This is a genomic window from Nisaea sp., assembly GCF_965216895.1.
Taxonomy (GTDB): Bacteria; Pseudomonadota; Alphaproteobacteria; order Thalassobaculales; family Thalassobaculaceae; genus Nisaea.
On the sequence record NZ_OZ244205.1, the window covers coordinates 3,115,607 to 3,140,887 of the forward strand.

Annotated in this window: 27 protein-coding genes and 1 pseudogene; 17 read left to right on the forward strand and 11 right to left on the reverse strand. The window is 64.1% G+C overall.

Going from position 1 to position 25,281, the window contains the following annotated elements; all coding sequences use genetic code 11:
- Positions 1 to 45 precede the first annotated feature (45 nt).
- The 12 genes from ACOOE1_RS15045 to ugpQ all read left to right on the forward strand — a co-directional run bounded on the left by ACOOE1_RS15045 (position 46) and on the right by ugpQ (position 13,078).
- Entirely contained in the window at positions 46 to 486 is a 441-nt protein-coding gene (locus ACOOE1_RS15045) for a helix-turn-helix domain-containing protein (protein WP_420403013.1), read from the forward strand.
- A 180-nt stretch (positions 487 to 666) separates the two neighbouring features.
- The gene (gene metK / locus ACOOE1_RS15050) at positions 667 to 1,836 is read left to right on the forward strand and encodes a methionine adenosyltransferase (protein ID WP_420403014.1); all 1,170 of its coding nucleotides are present in this window, start codon (positions 667 to 669) and stop codon (positions 1,834 to 1,836) included.
- A gap of 117 nt (positions 1,837 to 1,953) precedes the next feature.
- Positions 1,954 to 2,595 (forward strand): tRNA (guanosine(46)-N7)-methyltransferase TrmB, encoded by a 642-nt coding sequence (gene trmB, locus ACOOE1_RS15055; RefSeq protein WP_420403015.1) that lies wholly within the window; start codon positions 1,954 to 1,956, stop codon positions 2,593 to 2,595.
- Positions 2,596 to 2,758: 163 nt separating this feature from the next.
- Positions 2,759 to 3,256, forward strand: a complete 498-nt coding sequence (rimP, locus tag ACOOE1_RS15060) for a ribosome maturation factor RimP (protein WP_420403016.1) — start codon at positions 2,759 to 2,761, stop codon at positions 3,254 to 3,256.
- Between the two features lie 43 nt (positions 3,257 to 3,299).
- Positions 3,300 to 4,868, forward strand: a complete 1,569-nt coding sequence (gene nusA / locus ACOOE1_RS15065; RefSeq protein WP_420403017.1) for a transcription termination factor NusA — start codon at positions 3,300 to 3,302, stop codon at positions 4,866 to 4,868.
- Positions 4,846 to 5,508, forward strand: coding sequence for an RNA-binding protein (locus ACOOE1_RS15070; RefSeq protein WP_420403018.1), 663 nt, complete (start codon positions 4,846 to 4,848; stop codon positions 5,506 to 5,508). Before nusA ends, ACOOE1_RS15070 begins: the two co-directional genes overlap by 23 nt.
- A 51-nt stretch (positions 5,509 to 5,559) precedes the next feature.
- Positions 5,560 to 8,157 (forward strand): translation initiation factor IF-2, encoded by a 2,598-nt coding sequence (infB, locus tag ACOOE1_RS15075; protein WP_420403019.1) that lies wholly within the window; start codon positions 5,560 to 5,562, stop codon positions 8,155 to 8,157.
- A gap of 43 nt (positions 8,158 to 8,200) precedes the next feature.
- Positions 8,201 to 8,641: a 30S ribosome-binding factor RbfA gene (gene rbfA, locus ACOOE1_RS15080; RefSeq protein WP_420403020.1), complete on the forward strand. Its 441-nt coding sequence runs from the start codon at positions 8,201 to 8,203 to the stop codon at positions 8,639 to 8,641.
- Positions 8,631 to 9,557, forward strand: a complete 927-nt coding sequence (truB, locus tag ACOOE1_RS15085; RefSeq protein WP_420403021.1) for a tRNA pseudouridine(55) synthase TruB — start codon at positions 8,631 to 8,633, stop codon at positions 9,555 to 9,557. Before rbfA ends, truB begins: the two co-directional genes overlap by 11 nt.
- A 14-nt stretch (positions 9,558 to 9,571) precedes the next feature.
- The gene (gene rpsO, locus ACOOE1_RS15090; protein ID WP_420403022.1) at positions 9,572 to 9,841 is read left to right on the forward strand and encodes a 30S ribosomal protein S15; all 270 of its coding nucleotides are present in this window, start codon (positions 9,572 to 9,574) and stop codon (positions 9,839 to 9,841) included.
- A 379-nt stretch (positions 9,842 to 10,220) separates the two neighbouring features.
- Complete coding sequence (gene pnp, locus ACOOE1_RS15095; RefSeq protein WP_420403023.1) at positions 10,221 to 12,338, forward strand: polyribonucleotide nucleotidyltransferase; 2,118 nt, start codon at positions 10,221 to 10,223, stop codon at positions 12,336 to 12,338.
- A 5-nt stretch (positions 12,339 to 12,343) separates the two neighbouring features.
- Positions 12,344 to 13,078, forward strand: a complete 735-nt coding sequence (gene ugpQ / locus ACOOE1_RS15100) for a glycerophosphodiester phosphodiesterase (RefSeq protein WP_420403024.1) — start codon at positions 12,344 to 12,346, stop codon at positions 13,076 to 13,078.
- Here ugpQ and ACOOE1_RS15105 read toward each other — a convergent pair.
- Positions 12,979 to 13,398 (reverse strand): ribbon-helix-helix domain-containing protein, encoded by a 420-nt coding sequence (locus ACOOE1_RS15105; protein ID WP_420403025.1) that lies wholly within the window; start codon positions 13,396 to 13,398, stop codon positions 12,979 to 12,981. The two genes, ugpQ and ACOOE1_RS15105, sit on opposite strands and share 100 nt — an antisense overlap.
- A 253-nt stretch (positions 13,399 to 13,651) precedes the next feature.
- Here ACOOE1_RS15105 and ACOOE1_RS15110 point away from each other — a divergent pair, with 253 nt between their 5' ends.
- Complete coding sequence (locus ACOOE1_RS15110; protein ID WP_420403026.1) at positions 13,652 to 14,521, forward strand: hypothetical protein; 870 nt, start codon at positions 13,652 to 13,654, stop codon at positions 14,519 to 14,521.
- Between the two features lie 26 nt (positions 14,522 to 14,547).
- Here ACOOE1_RS15110 and ACOOE1_RS15115 read toward each other — a convergent pair whose 3' ends face one another.
- The 3 genes from ACOOE1_RS15115 to fabA all read right to left on the reverse strand — a co-directional run bounded on the left by ACOOE1_RS15115 (position 14,548) and on the right by fabA (position 17,169).
- On the reverse strand, positions 14,548 to 15,330 hold the full coding sequence (locus ACOOE1_RS15115; protein WP_420406442.1) for an enoyl-ACP reductase FabI: 783 nt from the start codon (positions 15,328 to 15,330) through the stop codon (positions 14,548 to 14,550).
- Positions 15,331 to 15,413: 83 nt separating this feature from the next.
- Positions 15,414 to 16,637 (reverse strand): beta-ketoacyl-ACP synthase I, encoded by a 1,224-nt coding sequence (gene fabB, locus ACOOE1_RS15120; protein ID WP_420403027.1) that lies wholly within the window; start codon positions 16,635 to 16,637, stop codon positions 15,414 to 15,416.
- A gap of 1 nt (position 16,638) precedes the next feature.
- Entirely contained in the window at positions 16,639 to 17,169 is a 531-nt protein-coding gene (gene fabA, locus ACOOE1_RS15125) for a bifunctional 3-hydroxydecanoyl-ACP dehydratase/trans-2-decenoyl-ACP isomerase (RefSeq protein WP_420403028.1), read from the reverse strand.
- 254 nt (positions 17,170 to 17,423) lie between these two features.
- On the opposite strand from fabA, the gene irrA reads away from it, so the two are divergent.
- Complete coding sequence (irrA, locus tag ACOOE1_RS15130; RefSeq protein ID WP_420403029.1) at positions 17,424 to 17,855, forward strand: iron response transcriptional regulator IrrA; 432 nt, start codon at positions 17,424 to 17,426, stop codon at positions 17,853 to 17,855.
- Between the two features lie 15 nt (positions 17,856 to 17,870).
- On the opposite strand, the gene ACOOE1_RS15135 is transcribed toward irrA, so the two are convergent.
- The gene (locus tag ACOOE1_RS15135) at positions 17,871 to 18,389 is read right to left on the reverse strand and encodes an SH3 domain-containing protein (RefSeq protein WP_420403030.1); all 519 of its coding nucleotides are present in this window, start codon (positions 18,387 to 18,389) and stop codon (positions 17,871 to 17,873) included.
- A gap of 158 nt (positions 18,390 to 18,547) precedes the next feature.
- Between ACOOE1_RS15135 and ACOOE1_RS15140 the strand changes: the two genes are divergently transcribed.
- On the forward strand, positions 18,548 to 19,534 hold the full coding sequence (locus tag ACOOE1_RS15140) for a 2-hydroxyacid dehydrogenase (RefSeq protein ID WP_420403031.1): 987 nt from the start codon (positions 18,548 to 18,550) through the stop codon (positions 19,532 to 19,534).
- 6 nt (positions 19,535 to 19,540) lie between these two features.
- Here ACOOE1_RS15140 and ACOOE1_RS15145 read toward each other — a convergent pair whose 3' ends face one another.
- The 5 genes from ACOOE1_RS15145 to coaBC form a co-directional block, all read right to left on the reverse strand.
- Positions 19,541 to 19,720 (reverse strand): hypothetical protein, encoded by a 180-nt coding sequence (locus tag ACOOE1_RS15145; protein ID WP_420403032.1) that lies wholly within the window; start codon positions 19,718 to 19,720, stop codon positions 19,541 to 19,543.
- Between the two features lie 174 nt (positions 19,721 to 19,894).
- Positions 19,895 to 20,683 (reverse strand): HesA/MoeB/ThiF family protein, encoded by a 789-nt coding sequence (locus ACOOE1_RS15150; protein ID WP_420403033.1) that lies wholly within the window; start codon positions 20,681 to 20,683, stop codon positions 19,895 to 19,897.
- Between the two features lie 5 nt (positions 20,684 to 20,688).
- Positions 20,689 to 21,648, reverse strand: coding sequence for a cysteine synthase A (gene cysK / locus ACOOE1_RS15155; RefSeq protein WP_420403034.1), 960 nt, complete (start codon positions 21,646 to 21,648; stop codon positions 20,689 to 20,691).
- 104 nt (positions 21,649 to 21,752) lie between these two features.
- Positions 21,753 to 22,211: a dUTP diphosphatase gene (gene dut / locus ACOOE1_RS15160; RefSeq protein WP_420403035.1), complete on the reverse strand. Its 459-nt coding sequence runs from the start codon at positions 22,209 to 22,211 to the stop codon at positions 21,753 to 21,755.
- Complete coding sequence (coaBC, locus tag ACOOE1_RS15165) at positions 22,208 to 23,413, reverse strand: bifunctional phosphopantothenoylcysteine decarboxylase/phosphopantothenate--cysteine ligase CoaBC (RefSeq protein WP_420403036.1); 1,206 nt, start codon at positions 23,411 to 23,413, stop codon at positions 22,208 to 22,210. Before coaBC ends, dut begins: the two co-directional genes overlap by 4 nt.
- A 133-nt stretch (positions 23,414 to 23,546) precedes the next feature.
- Here coaBC and ACOOE1_RS15170 point away from each other — a divergent pair.
- Positions 23,547 to 23,735 (forward strand): annotated as a pseudogene (locus tag ACOOE1_RS15170) (type II toxin-antitoxin system HicA family toxin).
- A gap of 4 nt (positions 23,736 to 23,739) precedes the next feature.
- Complete coding sequence (locus ACOOE1_RS15175; protein WP_420403037.1) at positions 23,740 to 24,198, forward strand: type II toxin-antitoxin system HicB family antitoxin; 459 nt, start codon at positions 23,740 to 23,742, stop codon at positions 24,196 to 24,198.
- Here ACOOE1_RS15175 and ACOOE1_RS15180 read toward each other — a convergent pair.
- Positions 24,195 to 25,259 (reverse strand): Leu/Phe/Val dehydrogenase, encoded by a 1,065-nt coding sequence (locus ACOOE1_RS15180; RefSeq protein ID WP_420403038.1) that lies wholly within the window; start codon positions 25,257 to 25,259, stop codon positions 24,195 to 24,197. The genes ACOOE1_RS15175 and ACOOE1_RS15180 overlap by 4 nt on opposite strands.
- Between the last annotated feature and the right edge of the window lie 22 nt (positions 25,260 to 25,281).

Below are 25,281 nucleotides of genomic sequence, written 5' to 3' on the forward strand. Positions count from 1 at the left end.
CAGAACATGGAGCAACCGTCGAGAAAGCGTCGTCCCGGTGGCCGGATGGCCAGCCTGGGAAAACCGAATCCGGTCGACGTCCATGTCGGATCCCGCGTCCGCATGCGCCGCACGCTTCTCGGCATCAGTCAGGAGAAGCTCGGCCAGGCGCTTGGCCTGACCTTCCAGCAGGTGCAGAAATACGAACGCGGCGCGAACCGGATCGGGGCGAGCCGACTCTACGATCTCAGCCGGGTTCTCGAAGTTCCCGTCAACTTCTTCTTCGAGGAGATGGCGCAGGAGGTCCGCGAGCAGTCGCCCGGACGCCTGTTCGAGAAAGAGCAGGAACCGGAGGCCTACCAGCTTCCTGACGATCCGATGAACCGGCGCGAAACCCTTGAGCTGGTCCGCGCCTATTACCGGATCGCGGACCCGGAGGCGCGACGCCGGTTGTTCGACCTCATGCGCTCGATCGCGAACACTTTCGATGGCGAAGAGTCCGAGTAGGAACCGCGACGGTTTCTGCTTGACCGGGATTCGCAAAAGCGGCACGTAATCCTACCTCTCGGTGCCTACGATAGATTCACCGGACAGAGATTCATGCACGGCGCCTCCGACCGAGGCAGGCGTTCACGGGTACGTTTTATGCCGTCATGGGTTGTAACTCATTTCCTAGGAGAGCCCCCGTTGACTCAATCCGACTACGAATTCACCAGCGAATCCGTTTCCGAAGGACATCCGGACAAGGTCTGTGACCGGATCTCCGATACGGTCGTTGACATGTTTCTTGCCGCGGACCCCCTGAGCCGTGTGGCGTGCGAAACCCTGGCCACGACCGACAAGGTCGTGCTGGCCGGCGAGGTGCGTGGACCGGGGTCCGTCACAAAGGATGCGATCATCGAGTCGGCGCGCGAGGCGATCCGCGACATCGGCTACGAACAGGAAGGTTTCAGCTGGAAGACGGCTGATATCGACGTCCTGCTGCATGAGCAGTCGACCGATATCGCGATGGGTGTCGACGCCGCGGGCAACAAGGACGAAGGTGCCGGCGACCAGGGCATCATGTTCGGCTATGCCTGCCGTGAGACCGACGCGCTCATGCCGGCGCCGATTCACTATTCGCACAAGATCCTGAAATCGATGGCCGAGGCACGGAAGTCTGGCGCCGAAAAGGGATTCGGTCCGGATTCCAAGAGCCAGGTTACGCTGAAATATGTCGGCGGAAAGCCGGTCGGCGCGACCTCCGTCGTTGTCTCGACCCAGCATGATGAGGGTCTGGAGCAGGACGAAATCCGTGAGATGGTGCGCAAGCACGTGCTCGGGGTTCTTCCCGAGGGCTGGATGTGCCCGGAGGACCATTTCTATGTGAACCCGACGGGACGCTTCGTGATCGGCGGCCCGGTCGGAGATGCCGGTCTGACCGGCCGCAAGATCATCGTCGACACCTATGGCGGTGCCGCACCGCATGGCGGCGGCGCCTTCTCCGGCAAGGATCCGACCAAGGTCGACCGTTCGGCCGCCTATGCGGCGCGCTGGGTCGCCAAGAACGTCGTTGCCGCCGGTCTTGCCGACAAATGCACGATCCAGGTCTCTTACGCCATCGGCGTTTCCCACCCGCTCTCGATCTATTTCGAGACCTATGGCACTGGCAGGGTGGACGAAGCCAAGCTGGCGTCGGTTGTCCGCGAGGCGGTCGATCTCTCGCCGCGCGGAATCCGCGAGCGGCTCGCCCTCAGCCAGCCGATCTACCGGCCGACCTCGGCCTACGGTCACTTCGGACGCGAGGACGGCGGCGAGGGATTCTTCACCTGGGAGAATCTCGATCTCGTGGACGACTTGAAGAGCGCCTTCGCCTAGGGACCAGACGAGGAACGGGACCGCACCGTGCCCACGGGCAAGGAAACTCCGAAAAACACCGTACAGCGCGACCGCGTCTTCTATGGCAGAAGGCGCGGTCGGCGCTTGCGCGCGGGCATGGAGACGCTGCTTGAAACGCGGCTGCCCGAGCTCCGTGTCGAACTGCCGGAGGCATCCGGCGCCCGGTTGGATCCGCGGACGCTTTTTCCGCCGGAAACGAAAGAAGTCTGGCTCGAGATCGGTTTCGGCGGGGGCGAGCACCTGGCTGCCCAGGCGGCGGCCAATCCGCGGACCGGTTTCGTCGGCTCCGAGCCCTTCATGAACGGTGTCGCAAGTCTGCTCCGCCATTGCGAGGATCTCGGCCTCGACAATGTCCGGATCTATCCCGACGACGTGCGCGACCTCCTCCCGGTGTTGCCGGACGGCTGCCTCGACCGGATCGCCGTCCTGTTCGCCGATCCCTGGCCGAAGAAGCGGCACCATGCGCGCCGTATCATCCAGCATGAGACGATCGCCGATTTTCACCGCCTGCTGAAGCCGGGCGGCGAACTCCGGCTGGCCACCGACGATATGCCCTATCTGCGCTGGATGCTGGCCCGGGCGACGGCGAACGAGGGCTTTCGCTGGTGTGCCCGCGGCCCGCAGGACTGGCGGGTCCGGCCGGATGACTGGCCCGAGACGCGCTACGAAGCGAAGGCCCGGGCCCAGGGCCGCCGGCCGGCCTTCATGCGCTTCGAGCGTCTCGATACTGCAGGTTGACCGAATCTTCTTGAAGCATTCGCCCACTGGGTTATATTGGATATTCCATTACATGACCCAATCGGTAACGCTGATAGGGTGGGCCAACGGCCCACTTTTTTTTTGCGCTTCCGGAGGGTGACTTACCCCGGTCGCGGCCGGGTCGGACTGTTAGAGGATCCGGGTGACGCAACAGCTGAACGAGCGCATTGCCGCGATGATCGGACCATCGGTCGAGTCGATGGGATACGATCTCGTGCGGGTGAGTTTCACCGGCGGCAGGAAAGCCGTTCTGCAGATTATGGCGGAACGAACCGACCGTGCCCAGATGACGGTCGACGACTGCGCCGATATCAGCCGTGCCATTTCCCTGATCCTCGACGTCGAGGATCCGATCTCCGGGGAGTACAATCTCGAGGTCAGCTCGCCGGGGATCGACCGCCCTCTGGTGCGGCCCGAGGATTACGACCGTTTCAGCGGTTTCGAGGCGAAGATCGAACTCGAGGTGCCGGTTGACGGGCGCAAACGGTTCCGGGGCGCGGTCCTCGGATCCGGGGAAGACGGAACCGTCGCGATCGAACAGGACGGGGAGCGCCTGAGCTTTCCCATTGCTGCGATCCGCACGGCGAAACTGGTGTTGACCGATGCTCTGATCGACGCTGCCGAGCGCGGCGAGATCTGAGGCGGTCTGGGGCAAACGAACAAACGGCAAGAAGACGCAATCCATGGAAACGGCAACCCAACCCAAGCTTGAACTGATTCAAGTCGCCGATGTCGTTGCGCGCGAAAAAGGCATCGAGCGCGACGAGGTCCTGGAGGCGATGGAGCAGGCGATCCAGAAAGCCGGCCGCTCCAAGTACGGCCACGACCGCGACATCCGGGCCAACATCGACCGGACGAGCGGTGCCATCGAACTGGTCCGTGTGACCGAGGTGGTCGAGGAGGTCGAGGACGAGATGACGCAGATCTCCACAGCCGCCGCACAAAAGCGGGATCCGAACCTCAAGGTCGGCGATCTGATCGTCGATCCGCTGCCGCCGATCGATTTCGGCCGCATCGCCGCACAGACCGCCAAGCAGGTGATCGTGCAGAAGGTGCGCGAGGCCGAGCGGGCCCGCCAGTACGACGAGTTCAAGGATCGTGTCGGCGAGATCGTCAACGGGATCGTCAAGCGGGTCGAGTTCGGCAATGTCACCATCGATCTCGGCCGGGCCGAGGCCGTGCTGCGCCGGGACGAGTTGCTGCCCCGCGAGAGCTTCCGCAACGGCGATCGCGTGCGCGCTTTCATCTACGACGTGCGCGAGGAGCAGCGCGGCCCGCAGATCTTCCTGTCGCGCACCCATCCGCAGTTCATGGCCAACCTGTTCAAGCAGGAAGTGCCGGAAATCTACGACGGCATCATCGAGATCAAGTCGGTCGCCCGCGACCCGGGCAGCCGTGCGAAAATCGCCGTGATCTCCTATGACGGCAGCATCGATCCGGTCGGCGCCTGCGTCGGCATGCGCGGTTCGCGCGTGCAGGCCGTGGTCGGCGAGCTGCAGGGTGAGAAGATCGACATCATTCCCTGGTCCGAGGACCCGGCGACCTTCGTGGTCAACGGTCTCGCCCCGGCCGAGGTTAGCAAGGTGGTCCTGGACGAGGAGCAGCGCCGTATCGAAGTTGTGGTGCCGGACGACCAGCTCAGCCTTGCCATCGGCCGCCGCGGCCAGAACGTGCGCCTCGCCTCGATCCTGACGGGCTGGGATATCGACATCCTGACCGAGGCCGAGGAATCCGAGCGTCGCCAGGAAGAATTCAAGACCCGGTCGAAAGCCTTCATCGATTCCCTTGATATCGACGACGTCATTGCGCATCTGCTGGTTGCCGAGGGTTTCACCACGGTCGACGAGATCGCCTATTCGCCGCTCGAGGATCTGATGGGCATCGAGGGTTTCGATGCGGACATCGCCGAAGAGCTGCAGAACCGGGCGCTGGCCTTTGCTGAGGCTGAGCGCACCCGGCTGCAGGAACGCACCAGCGAGCTCGGCGTTGCGGAGGACCTGCTGAATTTCGAAGGTCTCAACCTCGCCAGCATCGTTGAGCTTGCCGAGCAGGGCGTAAAGACACTCGACGACCTGGCCGATCTTGCCGGTGACGAGCTTATCGAGATGCTGCCGGAAGCGGGTCTCGACCAGAATACGGCGAACGAAGTCATCATGGCGGCGCGTGCGCACTGGTTCGAGGACGAGGAGTCCGAGGCCGGCGACGCCGGCAACGAAGCTGGGGAGGCTCATGACGAGACCCCGGCAACATGAAACCCTAGCGCGCGCCGATAGCGGCCCGCCCGGTCGCGGCGACCGCCGGTGCATCGCCACCGGCGAGAGCGGCGGCCCCGACGGCATGATCCGCTTTGTGATCGGTCCGGACGGCGAGATTGTTCCCGATCTCTCGGAAAGACTGCCCGGCCGCGGCCTCTGGGTCACGGCAAGCCGGGCTGCGCTTTGCGAGGCCAGTCGCAAGCGGGCCTTTTCCCGTGCGGCCAAGCAGAAGGTGACGGTGCGGGACGACCTCGTCGAGGCCGTCGAAGCCATGCTCGTCGCCTCGATCCAGTCCCTTATCGGCCTGGCCCGGCGGGCGGGTGCCGCCATCGCGGGCCATGCCAAGGTCGAGGACGCACTGCGTCACCGCAAGGCCGTCCTGCTGCTCGAGGCGGCGGACGGCGCGGCGGATGCCCGGGAGAAGATGAGGCGGCTCGGAACCGGACTGCCGGCCGAGGCGTTACTGACCCGCTCCGAGCTCGGAGCGGCCTTCGACAGAGAACAGACAGTGCATGCGGCCATACTGGCGGCAGGTGACCATTCGAGGGGCCTGACGGCCCGTTTGACGCGAGAATTTGCACGACTCGCGGGATTCCGAGGCGATATTTCTCGACTCGGCTTGGAAAACAACGGCTAGGGGTGTATTGAGGCCCCTGCCCGGTATCATGGAAAAGACGCACGACCGAGAATGACAACGAGCAACGAGACTGATCGCAAGAAACTGAGCCTGTCCGGACGGGGGAAACTTTCCCTCGGAAAATCCGTCGACAAGGATCAGGTCAAGCAGAGCTTTTCCCATGGCCGGTCCAAGACGGTTCAGGTGGAGCGGAGGCGCAAGCGCGTCGGCGGCCCGGGTGGGCCCGGCGGAGCCGGAGATGCCGGTGGGCTGAGCGCGGAGGAACGGGAACGCCGGACCCGCGCGCTGAAGGAAGGCCTGAAGCAGCAGGAAGCCCAGCGCGTCGAGGCGCCGGAGCCGACGACTGCTGCCGAGCCGGCTCCCGAAGCGGCTCCGCAGCCCGAGCCGGAAGCGGCACCGGAGCCGGTCGACCGCCGACAGGCCGAACTTGAGGAAATGCGCAAGATTGCGGATGCCGAAGGCAAGAAGCGCGAGGAAGAAGCCGCGCGTCTCGCCGAGGAAGCAGCCGCCCGCGAAGCAAAGGCGCAGGCCGAGCGCGCCGCCGCCCGTGCGGCCGAGCCGCGGAGTCAGACCGATCGTGGAGCGGGTCCCGCTGCGGCCGCCGTCCCGGCAGCCCCGGACGAGGATGCGGATGGACGTCGCAGCAAACGTCGCGGTGGCGGTGGCGGCGGTGCGCCGGATCGCCGGCCTGCCCCGACCCCGGCCAGGCGTGGCGAACAGCGCCGCCGGTCCGGCAAGTTGACGGTCTCCCAGGCACTCGACGACCGCGGCGGCGAACGTTCCCGCAGTCTGGCATCGGTACGCCGTGCCCGCGAACGCGAGAAACAGCGGATGCGCGAGGAAGGCGGCGAGCAGGTCAAGCAGGTCCGCGACGTGACTATCCCGGACGCGATCACCGTGCAGGAACTCGCCAACCGTATGGCCGAACGTGCCGGCGACGTCATCAAGACGCTCATGAAGATGGGCATGATGGCGACCATCACGCAGTCCATCGACAGTGATACCGCCGAGCTGGTGGTGGCTGAATTCGGCCACAAGGCGAAGCGGGTCTCCGAGTCGGATGTCGAGCTGCAGCTCCAGGGCAAGGAAGATGCCCCGGAGGATCTGAAGCCGCGCGCTCCGGTCGTGACCGTCATGGGGCACGTCGACCACGGAAAGACTTCCCTGCTGGACGCCCTCAGGCGCTCCGACGTGGCGGGGGGCGAAGCCGGCGGCATCACCCAGCATATCGGCGCCTACCAGGTGACCGTGCCGTCCGGCGCGAAGATCACCTTTCTCGATACGCCGGGCCACGAAGCCTTCACCGAAATGCGGGCCCGTGGCGCCAATGTGACCGATATCGTCGTGCTGGTGGTTGCGGCCGATGACGGCATCATGGCGCAGACCGTTGAAGCCATACGGCATGCCAAGGCGGCCGGCTGTCCGATCATCATCGCGGTCAACAAGTGCGATCTTCCGGACTCGGACCCGAACCGGGTGCGTCAGGAACTGCTGCAGCACGAGATCGTGGTCGAGGAAATGGGCGGCGACGTGCTTGCCGTCGACGTCTCGGCCAAGACCAAGCAGGGCCTGGACAAACTGGAGGAAGCGATCCTCCTGCAGTCCGAAGTGCTCGAGGTCAAGGCCAACCCCGAGCGTCGTGCCGAAGGTGCGGTGGTCGAGGCGAAGATGGAGAAGGGCCGCGGGTCTGTCGCGACCGTGCTCATCACCAACGGCACCCTGAATGTCGGCGACATCTTTGTCGCCGGCGCGGAATGGGGACGCGTCCGCGCCCTGCTGGACGATCACGGCCAGCGGGTGAAGACGGCGGGACCGAGCATGCCGGTCGAGGTTCTCGGCCTGCAGGGTACCCCGGTCGCGGGCGACGAGTTCGGTGTGGTCGAGACCGAGGCGCAGGCCCGGGAGATCGCCGAGTACCGTCAGCGCGTGCTGCGGGAGAAATCTGCCGTGGCCGGCGCGCGCGGCTCCGTCGAGCAGATGCTCTCTGCAATTGCCGCGGGTCAGGCCGAAGAGTTGCCGGTGGTCATCAAGACCGACGTGCACGGCTCGCTCGAGGCGATCCGGTCAACCTTGGAGAAGATCTCCAACGACCAGGTCGCAGTCAGGATCCTGCACGGTGCGGTCGGCGGTATCAGCGAGTCCGACGTGAGCCTCGCCAAGGCCTCCGGCGCCCTGATCATCGGCTTCAACGTCCGGGCGGTCCCGCAGGCGCGGGATTTGGCGGCGCAGGAAGGTCTCGAGATCCGCTATTACTCGATCATCTACGAGTTGATCGACGACATCAAAGCGGCCCTCACCGGGATGCTGTCCCCGGACCTCAAGGAAGAGTTTCTCGGCAATGCGGAAATCCGCGAGGTCTTCAACATCACCAAGGTCGGCAAGGTCGGTGGTTGCATGGTCACCGAAGGCATGCTCCGGCGCGCCGCCAAGGTTCGTCTGCTGCGCGACAACGTGGTGATCCACGAAGGCACCCTGAAGACGCTGAAGCGCTTCAAGGACGAGGTGAAGGAAGTCCGCGAGGGATACGAATGCGGTACAGCCTTCGAGAACTACAACGATATCCAGGTCGGCGACCTCATCGAGTGTTTCGAGGTGAAGGAAGTCGCGCGGAGCCTGGAATCGGTCCAGCAGGCCAGCACCTCGTCCTGAGCGGCGGGGTCCGACTGTCACACAGACTGACGGGAGCTAGAAAGTGGTTGGATCGCACCCTGACAAGGCAGGGCGGCGCGGGCGCGCGCCGTCGCAGAGGCAGTTGCGCGTGGGCGAGGAAGTGCGGCACGTACTCGCCGGCGTTTTTCAGCGCGGCGAGCTGCACGACCCGGAACTGGACGGTGTCTCGATCACGGTGAGCGAGGTCTCGGTCAGCCCGGACCTGCGCAATGCCACGGTCTTCGTCATGCCGCTCGGCGGCGCCCATGCCGACGATGTGCTCGCCGGCCTGAAACGGGCGGCACCGTTCCTGCGCACGATGCTGGCGAAGCAGATGACCCTGCGCACCGTGCCGCGGATGCGCTTCCTCATCGACACCGCTTTCGAGACCGCCAGCCGGATCAACCAGATGTTCCAGGATCCGGTGGTGCGCGCCGATCTCGAAAAAGACGACGACGGGGAAGAGGGCGGCAATGGCGCGTAGGAAACGCGGCAATCCGGTCAATGGCTGGGTCATTCTGGACAAGCCTTCCGGCGTCACCTCGACCCAGGCGGTCGCCGCCGTCCGGCGCGTGTTCGACGCCCAGAAGGCGGGCCATGCAGGAACGCTGGATCCGCTGGCAACCGGGATCCTGCCGATCGCGCTCGGCGAGGCGACGAAGACCGTTCCCTATGTCATGGACGCATCGAAGGAATATACTTTCGAGGTCACCTGGGGCGAGGAGCGCTCGACCGACGATCTCGAGGGCGGGGTGACCGGCACTTCGGAGGTCCGCCCGGACGCGGCCGCGATCGAATCCGCTCTGCCGGACTTCATCGGAGCGATCACGCAGGTCCCGCCGAAATTCTCCGCCGTGAAAATTCAGGGCCAGCGGGCCTACGATCTTGCGCGCAACGAGGAGCCGGTCGAACTCACGCCGCGCGAGGTCAGGATCGATTTCTTCGAGCTCGTCGAGATGCGCGGTGCGGATCGCGCGCTCTTCAGGGTCGGCTCGGGGAAGGGCGCCTATATGCGCAGCCTCGCCCGCGATATCGCCCGTGCGGTCGGGACCCTCGGGCACATCTCGATGCTCCGGCGGCACAGGGTCGGTCCGTTCCCCGAAAAAGATGCGATTTCTCTGGATTCCTTGAAAGCTTTGGAGCATAGTCCCGCCGCTTTCGAGCACCTATTGCCGGTGGAAACGGCGCTGGACGGCATCCCGGCGCTCACTCTGGCCGGTGCAGAGGCAAATAAGCTCAGATGCGGTCAGTCCGTCCCGGTCTTCCGGGCCATGGACCTTGACCGCTTCGGAGATCTCCGGGAAGGCGACCTGATGTACGCCGTTTCCGGGGGCAGCCCCGTGGCGATCGGACGGATCGACGGCGGCTGTATTTGCCCCATGCGCGTACTCAACCTTTGACCTAGGAGTATCCGATGTCGATTACGCAAGAGCGCAAGGGCGAGCTCATCAAGAAGTTCGGCCGCGAAGAAAATGACACCGGTTCGCCGGAAGTCCAGGTTGCGATCCTCACCGAGCGTATCGTGAACCTCACGGAACACCTGAAGACCCACAAGAAGGATTTCCATTCTCGCCGTGGGCTTCTGATCATGGTCGGCCAGCGCCGCCGCATGCTCGACTATCTCAAGTCGAAGAGCGTCGAGCGCTATCAGACCATCATCTCCGAACTGGGCCTGCGCCGCTAATCCGTGCCGCACGGCTGAAGAACAGAACCGCACCCGCCCCGCGATTTCCGTGGGGCGGTTTGCGTTTCTGCAGGGCCGAGACGCAAGACCGTTATCCGGGGCCGTGATTGGCATTTGACGCCCCAGACGATCCATGCGATTGAAAGCCCGCTCAATAGAGGAAAAAACCGAAGAACCGCACCGATATCGACACCGAGAAATATGAGCCGGGTGTCACCTCGTTCGAACTGTATTCGGTGACCGAGGGCCTCCCGGACCGTTCTCCCGCGCCAGACGAGGCGCTGCGTTTGAAGAACCGTCCCGGACAGCCCCATACCACACGAAACAGAATCTTGACCGAGGCTCGGAACCGAGCGGTTCAGCTTTGAAGGAAAGCTGAATGTTTCAGATTTACAAGAAAGAGATCGACTGGGGCGGGCGCAAGCTGACGCTCGAAACCGGCAAGGTCGCGCGCCAGGCCGACGGCGCCGTCATGGCGACGCTGGGCGAGACCACGGTGCTCTGCACCGCCGTCTACGCTCGGCAGCCAAAGCCCGGTGTCGATTTCTTCCCGCTGACCGTGAACTACCAGGAAAAGACCTTTGCCGCCGGCAAGATCCCGGGTGGTTTCTTCAAGCGTGAGGGCCGTCCGACCGAGAAAGAGGTGCTGACCTCGCGCCTCATCGACCGGCCGATCCGCCCGCTGTTCGTCAAGGGATTCAAGAACGAGACGCAGGTCGTCTGCACCGTTCTGTCGCATGATCTGGAGAACGATCCGGACGTCGTCGCCATGATCGGCGCCTCCGCCGCCCTGACCATTTCCGGCGTGCCGTTCCTCGGCCCGATCGCGGCCTGCCGCGTCGGTTACAAGGACGGTGATTACATCCTGAACCCGCGTCAGAGCGACCTTCCGGACTCGGAGCTCGACCTTGTCCTTGCCGGCACCCAGGAAGGCGTGCTGATGGTCGAGTCGATGGCCTCCGAATTGTCGGAAGACGTCATGCTCGGTGCCGTGACCTTCGGCCACAAGGCGTTCCAGCCGGTGATCGACGCGATCATCGACCTCGCCGAAGCCTGCGCCAAGGAGCCGATGGACCTGCCGGGCGAGAGCGAAGATGTCGCCCGCGTGCGTGACGCCCTGAAGGCAGGCATCTCCGCCGACATGACCGAAGCCTATGCCGAGCCGAACAAGACCCAGCGGCAGGCCAACGTTGCCGCGGTCCGCGAAAAAGGCCTGGCCCTTTTCGAAGACGACGCGGACAAGGACCTCGCCAAGGGCCTGATGAAGGGCATCGAGGCCGACGTCGTGCGCGGTGCGATCCTGAAGACCGGCCAGCGGATCGACGGCCGCGACACCAAGACGGTGCGCCCGATCGTTTCCGAGGTCGGCATTCTGCCGCGCGCGCACGGTTCCGCCCTGTTCACCCGCGGCGAAACCCAGGCGCTGGCCGTGGCCACCCTCGGCACCGGGCAGGACGAGCAGATCATCGACGCGCTCGAAGGCGAATACCGCGAGAACTTCATGCTGCACTACAACTTCCCGCCCTACTCGGTCGGTGAAGCGGGCCGCATGGGCTCCCCGGGGCGCCGCGAAATCGGCCACGGCAAGCTTGCCTGGCGTGCCGTGCGTCCGCTGCTGCCGGCCAAGGAAGCCTTCCCGTACACCATTCGTGTCGTCTCCGAGGTCACCGAGTCCAATGGCTCCTCCTCGATGGCGACGGTGTGCGGCACTTCCCTCTCGCTGATGGATGCGGGCGTTCCGCTGAGCGCGCCGGTGGCCGGTATCGCCATGGGTCTCATCAAGGAAGGCGACGAATTCGCGGTGCTGTCCGACATCCTCGGCGACGAGGATCATCTCGGCGACATGGACTTCAAGGTCGCCGGCACCGAGAGCGGCATCACCTCGCTGCAGATGGACATCAAGATCACCTCGATCACCGAGGAGATCATGAAGATCGCGCTGGATCAGGCCAAGGACGGCCGCAAGCACATCCTGGGCGAGATGGCCAAGGCCCTGACCGCCTCGCGCGAGGGCGTGTCGGAGAACGCGCCGCGTATCACCACCATCACCGTTCCGACCGACAAGATCCGCGAGATCATCGGCCCGGGCGGCAAGATGATCCGTGAAATCTGCGAGACCACCGGCGCCAAGATCGATATCGACGACGACGGCACCGTGAAGGTCGCGGCGGTCGATACCGCCTCCACCGAAGCGGCGCTGGAGCGCATCCGTTACATCGTCGCGGAGCCGGAGATCGGCGTGATCTACAACGGCAAGGTCGTGAAGACCGTCGATTTCGGCGCCTTCGTGAACTTCCTCGGTGCCAAGGACGGTCTCGTTCATATCAGCGAGCTGAAGAACGAGCGCGTCGGCAAGACGACCGACGTTGTCAATGTCGGCGACCAGGTGAAGGTCAAGGTCATCGGCTTCGACGATCGCGGCAAGGTGAAGCTGTCGATGAAGGTGGTCGACCAGGAGACCGGCGAAGACCTCTCCGAAAAGCCGGCCGAGGACTAAGCGCCATGAGCCTGCGGCTATCCCGTGTGATCGGACATCGCGGGGTGGCCGCTTCGGCGCCCGAGAATACATTGACCGGTTTCCGCCTCGCGGCGGAGGCCGGTTTTTCGTGGGTGGAGTTCGATGTGATGCTGGGCGCGGACGAGGTTCCGATGCTGCATCATGACGAGAGACTCGGACGTACCAATGATGGCCACGGCAGGCTCTGCGAGCAGGATGCGGCGGCCCTGAAGCGCCTTGATGCCGGTGCCTGGTTCGCTCCGGCTTTCGCTGGCGAGCGGATCCCGGACTTGGCCGAAGCGATATCCTGCTGCCGCGCCCTGGGTCTCGCGATGAATGTCGAGATCAAGCCTGCGGCGGGGCACGAAATCCGCACGGCGGAAGTGGTCTCGGAGACGCTGAACGCACTCTGTCCCGATCTTGTGGACCGCATCGTGGTCTCGAGCTTCGCGCCGGACTGCCTCGAAGTGGCCAAAGAAAAAGCCCCGGATTTTCATCGGGGCTATCTCTGTGAGACTCTGGCAGAAGGGTGGCGGCAAGCCGCCGAAAATCTTGGATGTGTTTCGGTCCATCCGAACCATCGCGCGCTCACCGAAGCGGCTGTCGCCGCGATCCGCGAGGCGGGATTCAGAACCCTGACTTATACCGTGAACGATCCGCTGCGTGCCGCGACCTTGATCGCGTGGGGCGTGGACGCGGTCATCACCGACGAGCCTTCCGTGGCGGCTGCGCTCGCCTGAGCCGCGCGGCCGGCATTCATCCGCGCCAGGTCGCGCCAGTATCCGAGCATGAAGACCCGCATTGCCGACGGTACCGAGCTGTCGCCGCGGGTCCGGTCGATTTCGTTGATCAGCGCCTTGACGTCATAGCCGAGCCGCTTCGAGACCATATCGAACATGTCCCACTCTTCCGGATGCAGGCAGATGCTCGTTCGCCTGTTCTCCAGACGGAAATGGCGGCGCACCATCCGGCTCGCGTCCTGATCCCCATCTTCCACCGTCTTCAGGGCCGAGTTGAGTATGTCTTTACCCTGTCCCGACGGTTTGAAGCTATCTGCCATGAGGTGTCTCCAGTAAGTAGGGTAATTGTGATTGTCACTATTCCCAGAAAAATGGGAAAACGCAAGCGTAAATTGTCTGGCCTACGCGTCTAGCGTGTTGATTTTGAATACCAATGTACACAAAAAGATATTAACTCACTGTTTTCGCGACATAAAAAAATTTGCCTTGTCCAAGGTCAGTTTTGACATCCCTGGAAAGATTCCCAGAAAATTGGAAATTGCGTTCCCAGAAAAATGGGAATAGACTTGAAATATGGGTCGATACAAGAAAGCGATTTCTCAACTCGAAGCGGAGCTCCGGTACCGCTGTCACCGCTATTATCTCGAGTCGGGAATACGGAAGTACAAACTCGCCTCCGCGGCGGGGATTTCCGACACCTTGCTGAAAGGCATCGACAGCCCGGATTTCGAAGCGTCCCTGAAGACCCTGCAGCGGCTCGACGAGGTCATCCCGGAGGATTGGGAGCCTGCGAGCGACGATGCGGACGAGCAGCTGATCATTCCGGCGAAGAACGATCCGGTCATCGGCTACAAGATCTGGGAAAGCGATCTCAGCCGGAGCCGGAAGATCTATGTCCGGGATGATGTTCTGCACGGGCTCGACCCGGACCAGGTAGAACGCTGCGCCGCCTATATCAACAAGGTGCGCGAGCCGGATGGCCGCCTACTGGAAGCGAAATTCAAGATTGCCGTGCTCCGGGCCCTGGCACCGCAATGCGCGATTCATATCTTCAATGTCGGCGAGGAGGACCCCGAGGGCTTCTATATCGAGCATTGGGACAACGGCACCGGCTTCTGGAAAGGTGCCGACATGACGGGCATGAAATTCGCCGAGCTCAATGACGAGGCCCTGCGTGGCTGTCAGCTCGAGGATTACCTGGTCTGCCGCGAGACCCAGTGGCCGAACCTGGCTGTGGTGCATCGCAATTATGCCGACGGAGAGGACCGGCGGTTCCTGCGTATGCTGTTTCCGTTCGAGGCCAAAGACGGATCGCCGAAAATCCTCAGCATCACCCGCCCGCAATCGAACGGACTCGCTGTCGATCTGCTGCAGAAAAAGCTTCCGGGTTACGAGCCGGCCGGCGGCGAAGGCGTTGTCGACCTCAGAACCCGCCGGCCCTGAGCGCCTGTCGTCTTAGAGACGTCCCGCTATTCTTCCTCGCGATCCGGCTTGGGAATGGCGACGGTGTGGAAACCGCCGTCGACATAATGGACCTCCCCGGTCACGCCGGTCGAGAGATCGCTCAGCAGATAAAGCCCGGCCTGCCCCACCTCGACGAGCGAGGCGTTGCGTTTGAGCGGCGCGTTCTTCTCGGCGAAGCGGAAGGTATGGCGCGCATCGGCAATCGCCGAACCGGCGAGCGTCTTCATCGGACCGGCGGAAATCGCGTTGACCCGGATTCCGTGTTCGCCAAGATCGGCGGCGAGGTAGCGCACACTGGCCTCGAGCGCCGCTTTTGCAACGCCCATGACATTGTAGTTGGGCGTCGTCCGGTTGGCGCCAAGATAGGACAGCGTCAGCATGCTGCCGCCATTCTTCATCAACGGCCAGGCGCGGCGGGCGATATTGGTGAAGGAAAAGCAGGAAATATCCAGCGTGTTGAGAAAATTTTCGCGGCTGGTATCGGCATAGCGGCCCTTCAGCTCACCCTTGTCCGAATAGGCAATGGCGTGCAGCACGAAGTCGAGGCCGCCCCAGGCGCTTCCGATCTCGTCGAACGCGCGGTCAAGCGCGCTGTCATTTCCGACGTCGCACATCACGGCAAGAGAGGAACCGACGCTGGCCGCCAGCGGCTCGACCCGCTTCTTCAGGGAATCGTTCTGGTAGGTGAAAGCGAGCTCAGCCCCCTGAGACGCGGCAGCCGAGGCAATGCCCCAGGCAATCGATCGCTCATTGGCCACACCCATGATCAGGCCGCGTTTGCCGGCCATCAATCCCCTGAACGGCGCATCTTCGGCCTCGCGCTGATCGGCAAGGTCGTCAATCAGGTCGGTCATCCCGCTTGCCCCTCCGTTCAGGCGTCGTACTTCTGGAATGCTAGCACGGCATTTGTTCCGCCGAACCCGAAACTATTGGAAAGCGCGAGGCGCATCCCGGCATTGTCCCGGCGCTCGCGCAGGATCGGCATGTCGGTCGCTTCCGCATCGACCTCGTCGATATTGGCCGACGCGGCCATGAAGTCGTCCTTCATCATAAGCAGAGTGTAGATTGCCTCGTGCACGCCCGTCGCCCCCTGGGAGTGGCCGGTCAGGGACTTGGTCGAGCTGATCGCCGGGATCGCGTTCCGCTCTCCGAAGACCTCGCGGATCGCTTCCAGTTCCTTGGTATCGCCGACCGGCGTGCTGGTGCCGTGCGTATTGATGTAATCGACCGGCTGGTCGATTCCGCGCAGGGCCATCTGCATGCAACGCACCGCGCCCTCGCCGGACGGGGCCACCATGTCGACGCCGTCCGAGGTCGCGCCGTAGCCGACGATCTCGCCGTAGATCTTGGCACCGCGGGCCTTTGCGCGTTCCAGCTCCTCCAGGATCAGAACCCCGCCGCCGCCGGAGATGACGAAACCGTCCCGGTTCGCGTCATAGGCGCGTGACGCCTTTTCGGGCGTTTCGTTGTACTTGGAGGAGAGCGCGCCCATGGCGTCGAACAGTACGGACAGGGTCCAGTGCAGTTCCTCGCCGCCGCCGGCCAACATCACGTCCTGCTTGCCCATCTGGATCAGCTCGTAGGCATTGCCGATGCAATGCGAACTGGTCGAACAGGCGGAGGAGATCGAATAGCTCAGTCCCTTGACCTGGAAGGCGGTCGAGAGCGTGGCCGAATTGGTGCTGCACATGACCCGCGGGACCATGTACGGACCGACGCGCTTCGGGCCCTTCTCGCGCGCGATGTCGAACGCATTCATCATGTTCGAGGTCGAGGGGCCGCCCGACCCCATGACCATGCCGGTCATCGGATTGCTGATGTCGTCCTTTTCCAGGCCGGCATCGGCGATCGCCTGTTCAAGCGCGATGAAGTTATAGGCCGCGCCGGGGCCCATGAACCGCATCTGCTTGCGGTCGATATGGTCCGCCGGGTCGAGCTTGATCGAGCCGTGCACGTGGCTGCGAAAACCGAGATCGGCATAGTCCGGAGCGAATTCGATGCCCGACTTTCCGGCCTTGAGGGAGGCGGTCACTTCCTCGGCATTGTTGCCGATGCTGGAGACGACCCCGAGCCCGGTAACGACGACGCGGCGCATATCAGCTGGCTCCCTCTGCGGTGGTGTTCTGGAACAGGCCGACGCGGATGTCCTTGGCTTCGAAAACCGTGGTCCCGTCGCAATCGACGCGGCCGTCCGCAATGCCCATATACAGTTTGCGCATGATCACCCGCTTCAGGTCCAGGGTATAGGTCAGCAACTTGGCGCTCGGCAGGACCTGACCGGTGAACTTCACCTCACCCACCGAAATCGCCCGGCCCGAACCCGGTCCGCCCATCCAGCCGAGGGTGAAGCCGAGAAGCTGCCAGAGTGCGTCCATGCCAAGGCAGCCCGGCATCACCGGATCGCCCTCGAAATGGCATTTGAAAAACCAGAGGTCCGGATTGATGTCGTACTCGGCCGTGACTTCGCCCTTGCTGTAGGCACCGCCCTCGGTCGAGAGTTTGGTGATGCGGTCGAACATCAGCATCGGCGGCATCGGAAGCTGCGCGTTTCCGGGGCCGAACAACTTGCCTTTCGCGCAGGCGATCAGGTCGTCGTAATCGAAGCTGCTCTTTTCCTTGAAGTCCAACAATGCTGTTCCTTCCCGCAGACCGGCCTTGATTGCGCTGCCGGTTTCATTCGGCTCTATAATAGACCGCAACCCGGCGACCGCGCCATCTCCCACATTTCATGCACCGCGTACCGCAGATAAGGTAGGGAACGCAAGCGATCACATGGTGCGCCTCATAGGATCTCTTGACATATGGGACTTATTGACGCTCTGTCTAAGGTTTGAAATGCCTAGGCAAAGGCGTCCCCGAGAGACCTAAAGGGAAACCGGGAATGAGCGGTGCGGAAGTGAACATCGACAACGAGAATCTGTCCGGGCGTCTGACCCGTGCAGGGCTGCGGCCGACGCGTCAGCGTCTCGCGCTCGCGGATTTGCTGTTCGCGACCGGAGACCGGCATGTGACGGCCGAACAGCTGCACAAGGAAGCTGCGGAATCCGGCATTACGGTCTCGCTTGCCACCGTCTACAACACGCTGCACCAATTCACGGAATCGGGGCTCCTGCGCGAGGTCGTGGTCGAGTCCGGCCGCTCCTATTTCGACACCAACATCACCGACCACCATCATTTCTTCATCGAAGACGAGCTCTGCCTGACGGACATTCCTGCCGAAAAGATCGGTTTCGTGAATATCCCGGACGCACCCGAAGGCACGGAAATAGAACGGGTCGATCTCATCATCCGTCTGAAGTCCAAGGATCAATAGGTCTTCGAGCGCGCGCTAGCGCAGTGACTCATCCACCCGGACACCCCAGATCGCCGAACGGTGCACCCAGCCGCTGAGGCCGGACACCTCGATCTCGCACCATTCACGCACGCAGCTGTCGAGCCAGGCCACGACGCCGGCCTCCATATGCGCGACCGCGGGCGAGCTGTCCGTCGCCTCGCGCCTCAGGGTCTGCTTGCGCCCGATGACCAGGACCGAGCGGCGTCCGGAGAGCATGCTCTGGTGAACCCAGCCCTCGGTGCCCTCGAAATCCCGGATCTTCCGCCAGTTCTCGAATTCGGAGACGATCTCCACCGGCATGTTCTCGCGCACGAAGACCCAGTCGACCGGATAGCGCACGCCGGGCCCGGTCCGGACATTGACCTCGTCGGCGCGCAGCGTGACATAGCGCGGGATCGGAAGGCCGGTGACGCTGCCGACGGTTTCGGCGTGTGCCGGCGCGTTGACCGTCACCAGAAGCGAGGCCGGTACGATCAGCAGAACGGCGAGCAGCGAGAGCAATCTGAGCGGCATGAATCGGATCCCGAATTTCGCTCCAGCATACCACTAGAGATGGGGGCTGATAAGAGGGGCGACGCTATATAGCGTGGAACCGGGGCACTTTATGGACAATTCGGCGGACCCCTGATATTTCCCGGTTGATCGAGCCGTTCCGGGGAGGGACCAAGCCCATGACCACCAGCAAGCCGCTTGTCATCGTGACGAGGAAACTGCCGGATCCGGTGGAAACCCGGATGATGGAACTGTTCAATACGCGGCTGAACATGACGGATGAGCCGTTCACCCGCGAACAGCTGCAGGCGGCGATGGCCGAGGCCGAGATCCTGGTGCCTACGGTCACCGACAAGCTGGATGCGGCGCTGATCGAGGGCGCCGGGCCGAATCTGAAGCTCATCGCTTCCTTCGGCACCGGCGTCGACCATATCGACGTCCCGGCGGCGAAGAAGAAGGGCATCATCGTCACCAACACGCCCGGTGTGCTGACCGAGGACACCGCCGACATGACCATGGCGCTCATCCTCGCGGTCTCGCGCCGGCTGGTCGAGGGCGAGAAACTGGTGCGCTCCGGGAAATGGGAAGGCTGGGGCCCAACCGTCATGCTGGGACACCGGATCCACGGCAAGCGGCTCGGCATCATCGGCATGGGCCGGATCGGCCAGGCGGTGGCGCAGCGGGCCCGGGGATTCGGTCTATCGATCCACTATCACAACCGGCGCCGGCTGCATCCCGAGATCGAACAGGAACTCGAAGCGACCTATTGGGACAATCTCGATCAGATGCTGTCCCGCATGGACATCATCTCGGTCAATTGTCCGCGCACGCCGGCGACCTACCATCTGCTGAACATGCGCCGCCTGGCGCTGCTGCAGCCGCATGCCATCCTCGTGAACACTTCGCGCGGCGAGGTGGTGGACGAGGATGCGCTCGTGCAGGCGCTCGCCAATCGGGATTTCGCCGGGGCGGGGCTCGATGTCTTCGAGCACGAGCCGGAAGTGGATCCGCGTCTGCTGAAGCAGCAGAACGTCGTGCTGCTGCCGCATATGGGATCGGCCACGATCGAGGGCCGGATCGATATGGGCGAAAAGGTGATCGTGAACGTGAAGACCTTTGTCGACGGGCACCGACCGCCGGACCGGGTCCTCGAACTTGATTTCTAGGACGACCTATTTACCGAAGAAGGCGCTGGCGTCGCCGGAGCCGAGCATGGTGCCGATCACCAGGATCGTGGTGACCAGGGCGAGGCCGAAAAACGGAAGGGACCAGGACCCGGAGGCCTGCAGGTCCGCCTTGCTCGGCACCACTCCATTGTCGATTTTTCTGCTTGTTTCGTGATCCTTGATCATTTCCCCGTGCTCCTGGAACGGCTCCCGTCTCATCCGTAAATGGAAGCGGTCGAAGCCTTTCCTCTGGATTTGTGTCTCTAGTGGATATGGTTACGGAGCGAGTCTTTCCAAACCGTTACCGCTTTGCGCTGTGGCAAAGCACACATGCCAAGGCGGGCGGAATTGCGGCGGACTCTAGGCGATTTCGCGGATCGTCGGATCGGTGCCGCAGAGTGCGCAGCCGGGATTGCGGGCGGCCTTCATCTTCCGGAAGGTCGGGCCGAGCGCGTCGTAAATCAGAAGATGGCCGGAAAGGGAACTGCCGAGAGCGAGCAATTCCTTGATCACCTCGGTCGCCTGCAGGGTTCCGATCACTCCGGCGACGGCGCCGAGAATGCCGGCCTCCTCGCAGCGCGGGATCATGCCCGGCGGCGGCTCGCTCGGAAACAGGCAGCGGTAGCACGGCTCGCCCTCATGCCCTTTGACGCCGCCCCGGAAGGTTGCGAGCTGGCCCTCGAAACGCAAGAGCGAGCCGGAGACCAGCGGCTTGCCGGCGAAATAGGCGGCATCGTTGGCGAGGTAGCGGGTAGCGAAATTGTCGCTCCCGTCGGCGATCAGGTCATAGTCCCGGAACAGAAGAGCGGCGTTCTCCGCCGTCAGCCGCTCGGGATGTTTCTCCACCCGCACGCCCGGATTGATGCGGGCGACCGAGGCCGCGGCGGACTCCACCTTCGAGACGCCGACCGCGTCCGAGGCATGGGCGATCTGGCGCTGCAGGTTGCTGAGGTCGACCGCATCGTCATCGACGATGCCGAGCGTGCCGACTCCGGCGGCGGCGAGATAGAGCAGGAGCGGCGAGCCGAGACCGCCGGCGCCGATCACCAGCACCCTCGAGGCGAGCAGCTTCTCCTGCCCCTCGTCGCCCACCTCGTCGAGGATCAGGTGGCGGGCATAGCGGTGGAACTGCTCGTCGCTCAGTTCCATCTCGGTTATTCCCCGAGCCCCTCGAAGAGCGCGGTGGAGAGATAGCGCTCGGCGAAGCTCGGGATGATGGTGACGATGCGCTTGCCCGCCATCTCCGGCCTCCTGCCCACCTGGATCGCGGCCCAGAGCGCAGCGCCGGAGGAGATTCCGCCCGGCAGGCCCTCGCTGCGTGCCGCCTTGCGGCTGGTCTCGATCGCCGCCTCGTTGCCGACCCGGACGATCTCGTCATAGATCTTCGTGTCCAGAATGCTCGGTACGAAGCCGGCGCCGATGCCCTGGATCTTGTGCGGCGCCGGGTCGCCGCCGGACAGCACGGGGCTGGCCTCCGGCTCGACCGCCACGACATGCAGCTTCGGATTGCGCTGCTTCAGCACGCCGCCGGCGCCGGTGATCGTCCCGCCGGTGCCGATGCCGGAGACGAAGACGTCGATATCGCCGCCGGTATCCTTCCAGATCTCCTCGGCCGTCGTACGGACATGCACCTCCGGGTTCGCAGGGTTGTCGAACTGCTGCGGCATGAAGGCGCCCGGCGTGGCGGCGACCAGTTCCTCGGCCTTGGCGATCGCGCCCTTCATGCCTTTCGGCGCTTCCGTCAGCACGATCTCGGCACCGAAGAAGGCGAGCATCTTGCGCCGCTCGACCGACATGGATTCCGGCATTGTCAGGATCAGCCTGTAGCCGCGGGCGGCGGCGACGAAGGCGAGACCGATGCCGGTATTGCCGCTGGTCGGCTCGATGATGGTGGCGCCGGGCTGGAGCTTGCCGGACTTCTCGGCCGCTTCGATCATGGCGAGACCGATCCGGTCCTTCACCGAGGCCAGCGGGTTGAAGAATTCGAGCTTGGCGAGGATGTCCGCCTTCACGCCCTCCGCCGCCGCGAGCTTGGAGACGCGGACCAGCGGCGTCGCGCCGACGGTATCGAGGATGCTGTCATATATCCTGCCGCGGAATTCGGGTGCGCTCATGTCTTCCTCCCATGCCGAAGAATGCCTCCCGTTCAAGCTGGGCATCCAGCCGCGGGATTGAAGTACTGCCGCAGAACAGGTGTCTGCGCGATACGGCGCCAGCCCTAGCCGGTTCCGGTCGAGCCGAATCCGCCGCCCCCGCGTGTCGTCTCGTCCAGTTCCGCGACTTCGTTCCAGCGCGCCTGGATCACCGGCGCGACGACCATCTGCGCGATGCGCATGCCGCGGGTCACGGCGAAGGGCTCGTTCCCGTGATTGATCAGGATGACGCCGATCTCGCCGCGATAGTCCGCATCGATCGTGCCCGGCGTGTTCAGCTGGGTAATGCCGTTGCGCAGCGCAAGGCCGGAGCGTGGCCGCACCTGACCCTCGTAGCCGGGCGGCAGCGCGATGGCGAGCCCGGTCGGTATGAGCGTGCGTTCGCCCGGCGCGATCACGATTTCGCCTTCTATGGCGGCGAGCAGGTCCATCCCGGCGCTGTCGGCGGTCTGGTAGGACGGCAGGGGCAGGTCGGCCCCGTGGGGCAGACGGCGGACCCTCACGTCGACGGTGGCGCTGGTCATGCGCTGAAATGCTCCACGATGCGGGCGGCAAGCCTTTCCGCCACCTCTTTCTTCGTCAGCTTCGGCCAGTCCTCGCTGCCGGCGCCGGTGATCAGGTGAATGGTATTGGCCTCGCCGCCGAAGGTCCCGGTCGCCGGGCTGACATCGTTGGCGAGGATCCAGTCGCAGCCCTTGCGGGCGCGTTTCTCGCTCGCGTGCCGCACAACCTTCTCGGTCTCGGCGGCGAAACCGACGACCAGCGCCGGACGGCTGCCGCCGAGGCCGGAGATGGTTTTCAGGATGTCCGGATTCTCGGTCATGGCGAGCGACGGCACCTTGCCCGAACCATCCTTCTTCAGTTTCTGTCCCGCTTCCGCGGCAACGCGCCAGTCGGCGACCGCGGCGGCGAAAATCGCGATGTCCGCCGGCAGGGCCGCCTCGACCCCGGCCAGCATCTCGCGCGCGGTCTCGATATGCCTCACGGTCACGCCTGCCGGGTCCGGCTCCCGCGTCGGGCCGGTGACCAGCGTCACCTCCGCGCCCGCCGCCGCGAGCGCCGCGGCGATGGCATGGCCCTGCTTGCCGGAGGAGCGGTTGGCGATGTAGCGCACCGGGTCGATCGGCTCGTGCGTCGGTCCGCTGGTGACCACCGCGCGCTTGCCGGCGAGCGGCCGTGCGGACGGATCCAGCCTGGCCATCACCGCCTCGGCGATCGCTTCGGGCTCCGCCATGCGGCCGGGCCCGTATTCGCCGCAGGCCATGTCGCCCTCGTCCGGGCCGATGAAGGCAATGCCGCGTTCCTTCAGGACCTGCACGTTCTCCTGCGTCGCCGCATGGCTCCACATGCGGACATTCATCGCCGGCGCGGCGAGCACGTCGGTGTCGGTGGCGAGCAGCAGGGTGGAGGCAAGGTCGGTCGCCAGTCCCGCCCGCATCTTCGCCAGCAGGTCGGCGGTCGCGGGCGCGACGACGACCAGGTCGGCCGAGCGGGAGAGCTGGATATGCCCCATCTCCGCCTCGTCGGTGAGGGAGAAGAGCTCCGAATAGACCTTGTCCTCGGTCAGCGCCGAGAGGCTGAGCGGCGTCACGAACTCGGCGCCCGCCTTGGTCAGCACGGCACGCACGGCGACACCGCGTTTGCGCAGCAGGCGGACGAGCTCAAGCGATTTGTAGGCGGCAATGCCGCCGCCGACGATCAGCAGGACCCGTTTGCCGGTGGCCATGGGCCATCCCTCTCAAACACTTCGGACGCGGCGGACTCTAGGGCCGGGGAGAAGGAGGTTCAAGATGCGTTCTGGACACGGCGCCAACAACGGGTCAATCGAAAACCATGTTCGCGTGTGTATACTAATACACATGAAGAGCGCCGGTGCGATCAAGCTGCTTGAGGCCGACGGCTGGCGTGAGATCCGGGTGCCCGGAAGTCAACACCATTTCAAACACCCGACGAAGCCCGGCTAGGTGACAGTGCCGCATCCGAAACGCGATCTGCCGGTGGGGACGCTTCGGAGTATCGAGAAGCAGTCGGGCGGCAAGCTGAGGTGAGCAGATGAGATATTATGTAGGCGTGATCCATAAGAACGAAGGAAGCGAGTATGGGATCTCGTTTCCCGATTTTCCGGGATGCGTCTCTGCGGGTGCGTCCGTCGAGGAGTTGAAAGCAGGTGCGGAAGAGGCGTTGGCCGGACATCTTCGGATCCTGATGGAGGATGGCGAGGAGATCCCACAGCCGTCCACTGTGGAAGAGATCATGGGCAATCCCGATTTTGCCGACGGGATGCCTGTTCTGATTCCGGTTGCCGAAGTGGTGGACAAGACCGTCCGGGTGAACATCACCCTGAAGCAGTCGGATCTCTCGGTGATCGACCGTAATGCTGCCATGCTCGGGGTCAGTCGCTCGGCCTACATCGCCAGAAGCACCGCGGGGTTTCCGCCGCGCAATGTAACGTCGGTTAGCGATGCGGCCGGCTCTTTCAGGTCATCCAAGGCAGGTCGGAAGGCGTCCTAACCCGCCTTCCTGAGCCGCGCCTCTTCGATGCGCTGCCGGGCGATCCGGTCCGCCACCACTTCCGGGGAAAGGTCCTGGCGGGCGGATTCGGTGAACACGGCGTCGAGGGTCTGCATCAGCCGGTCGAGCTTGGCGCGGACCCAGGCCGGGTCGTAATTGCCGAGGATCTCGCCCGCGACATTGATGATCCCGCCGCCGTTGATGACATAGTCCGGCGCGTAGAGGATGCCGCGCTGTTTCAACAGCGCGCCGCTCTCCGGGACGTCGAGCTGATTGTTCGCCGCGCCCGCGACGACAGGGACCTTGAGCCGCGGGACGGTATTCGCGTTCAGGATCGCACCGGCGGCGCAAGGGGCGAAGACATCGGCATCGACGTCGTAGATCGAGTCCGGGTCGACCACGTCCGCTTCGAACTCGGCGACGGCGCTCTTCAGGGCCGCCTGGTTCACGTCGCTGACGACGAGGGAAGCGCCCGCTTCGTGCAGCAGCCGGGCGAGACCGTAGCCGACATGACCGATCCCCTGGATGGCGACGGTCAGGCCCTTCACGCTCGGACGCTGCAGCTTGTGTTTCACCGCGATCTTGAGCCCGCGGAAGATGCCCTCGGCGGTCACCGGCGAGGGATCGCCGCTCGCCGCCTTGCCTTTCGCGAGTCCGGCGACGTAGCGGGTGCGGCGCGCGACTATTGCCATATCCTCCGGGCCGATGCCCATGTCCTCGGCGATCCAGTAATCGCCGCCGAGCCGCTCGACGGCATCGCCGAGGCTCTCGAGAAGGCGGGCGGTCTTGTCTTTCGCCGGGTCGCCGACCACCACCGACTTGCCGCCGCCGAGCGGCAATTCGGCCATGGCGTTCTTGTAGGTCATGCCGCGCGAGAGCCGGAGCACGTCGGTCAGCGCCTCCTCCTCCCGCTCGTAGAGTCGCATGCGGCAGCCGCCCGCGGCCGGGCCGAGGGCGGTGGAATGGACGGCGATGATGGCTTTGAGCCCGGTTTCCGGGCAATGGCTGAAGTTGACGGCCTCGTGGTCGTCGAAGCTGGCAGAGTCGAAGACAGCACTCATGGCGTCTCTCCCGACATGATTC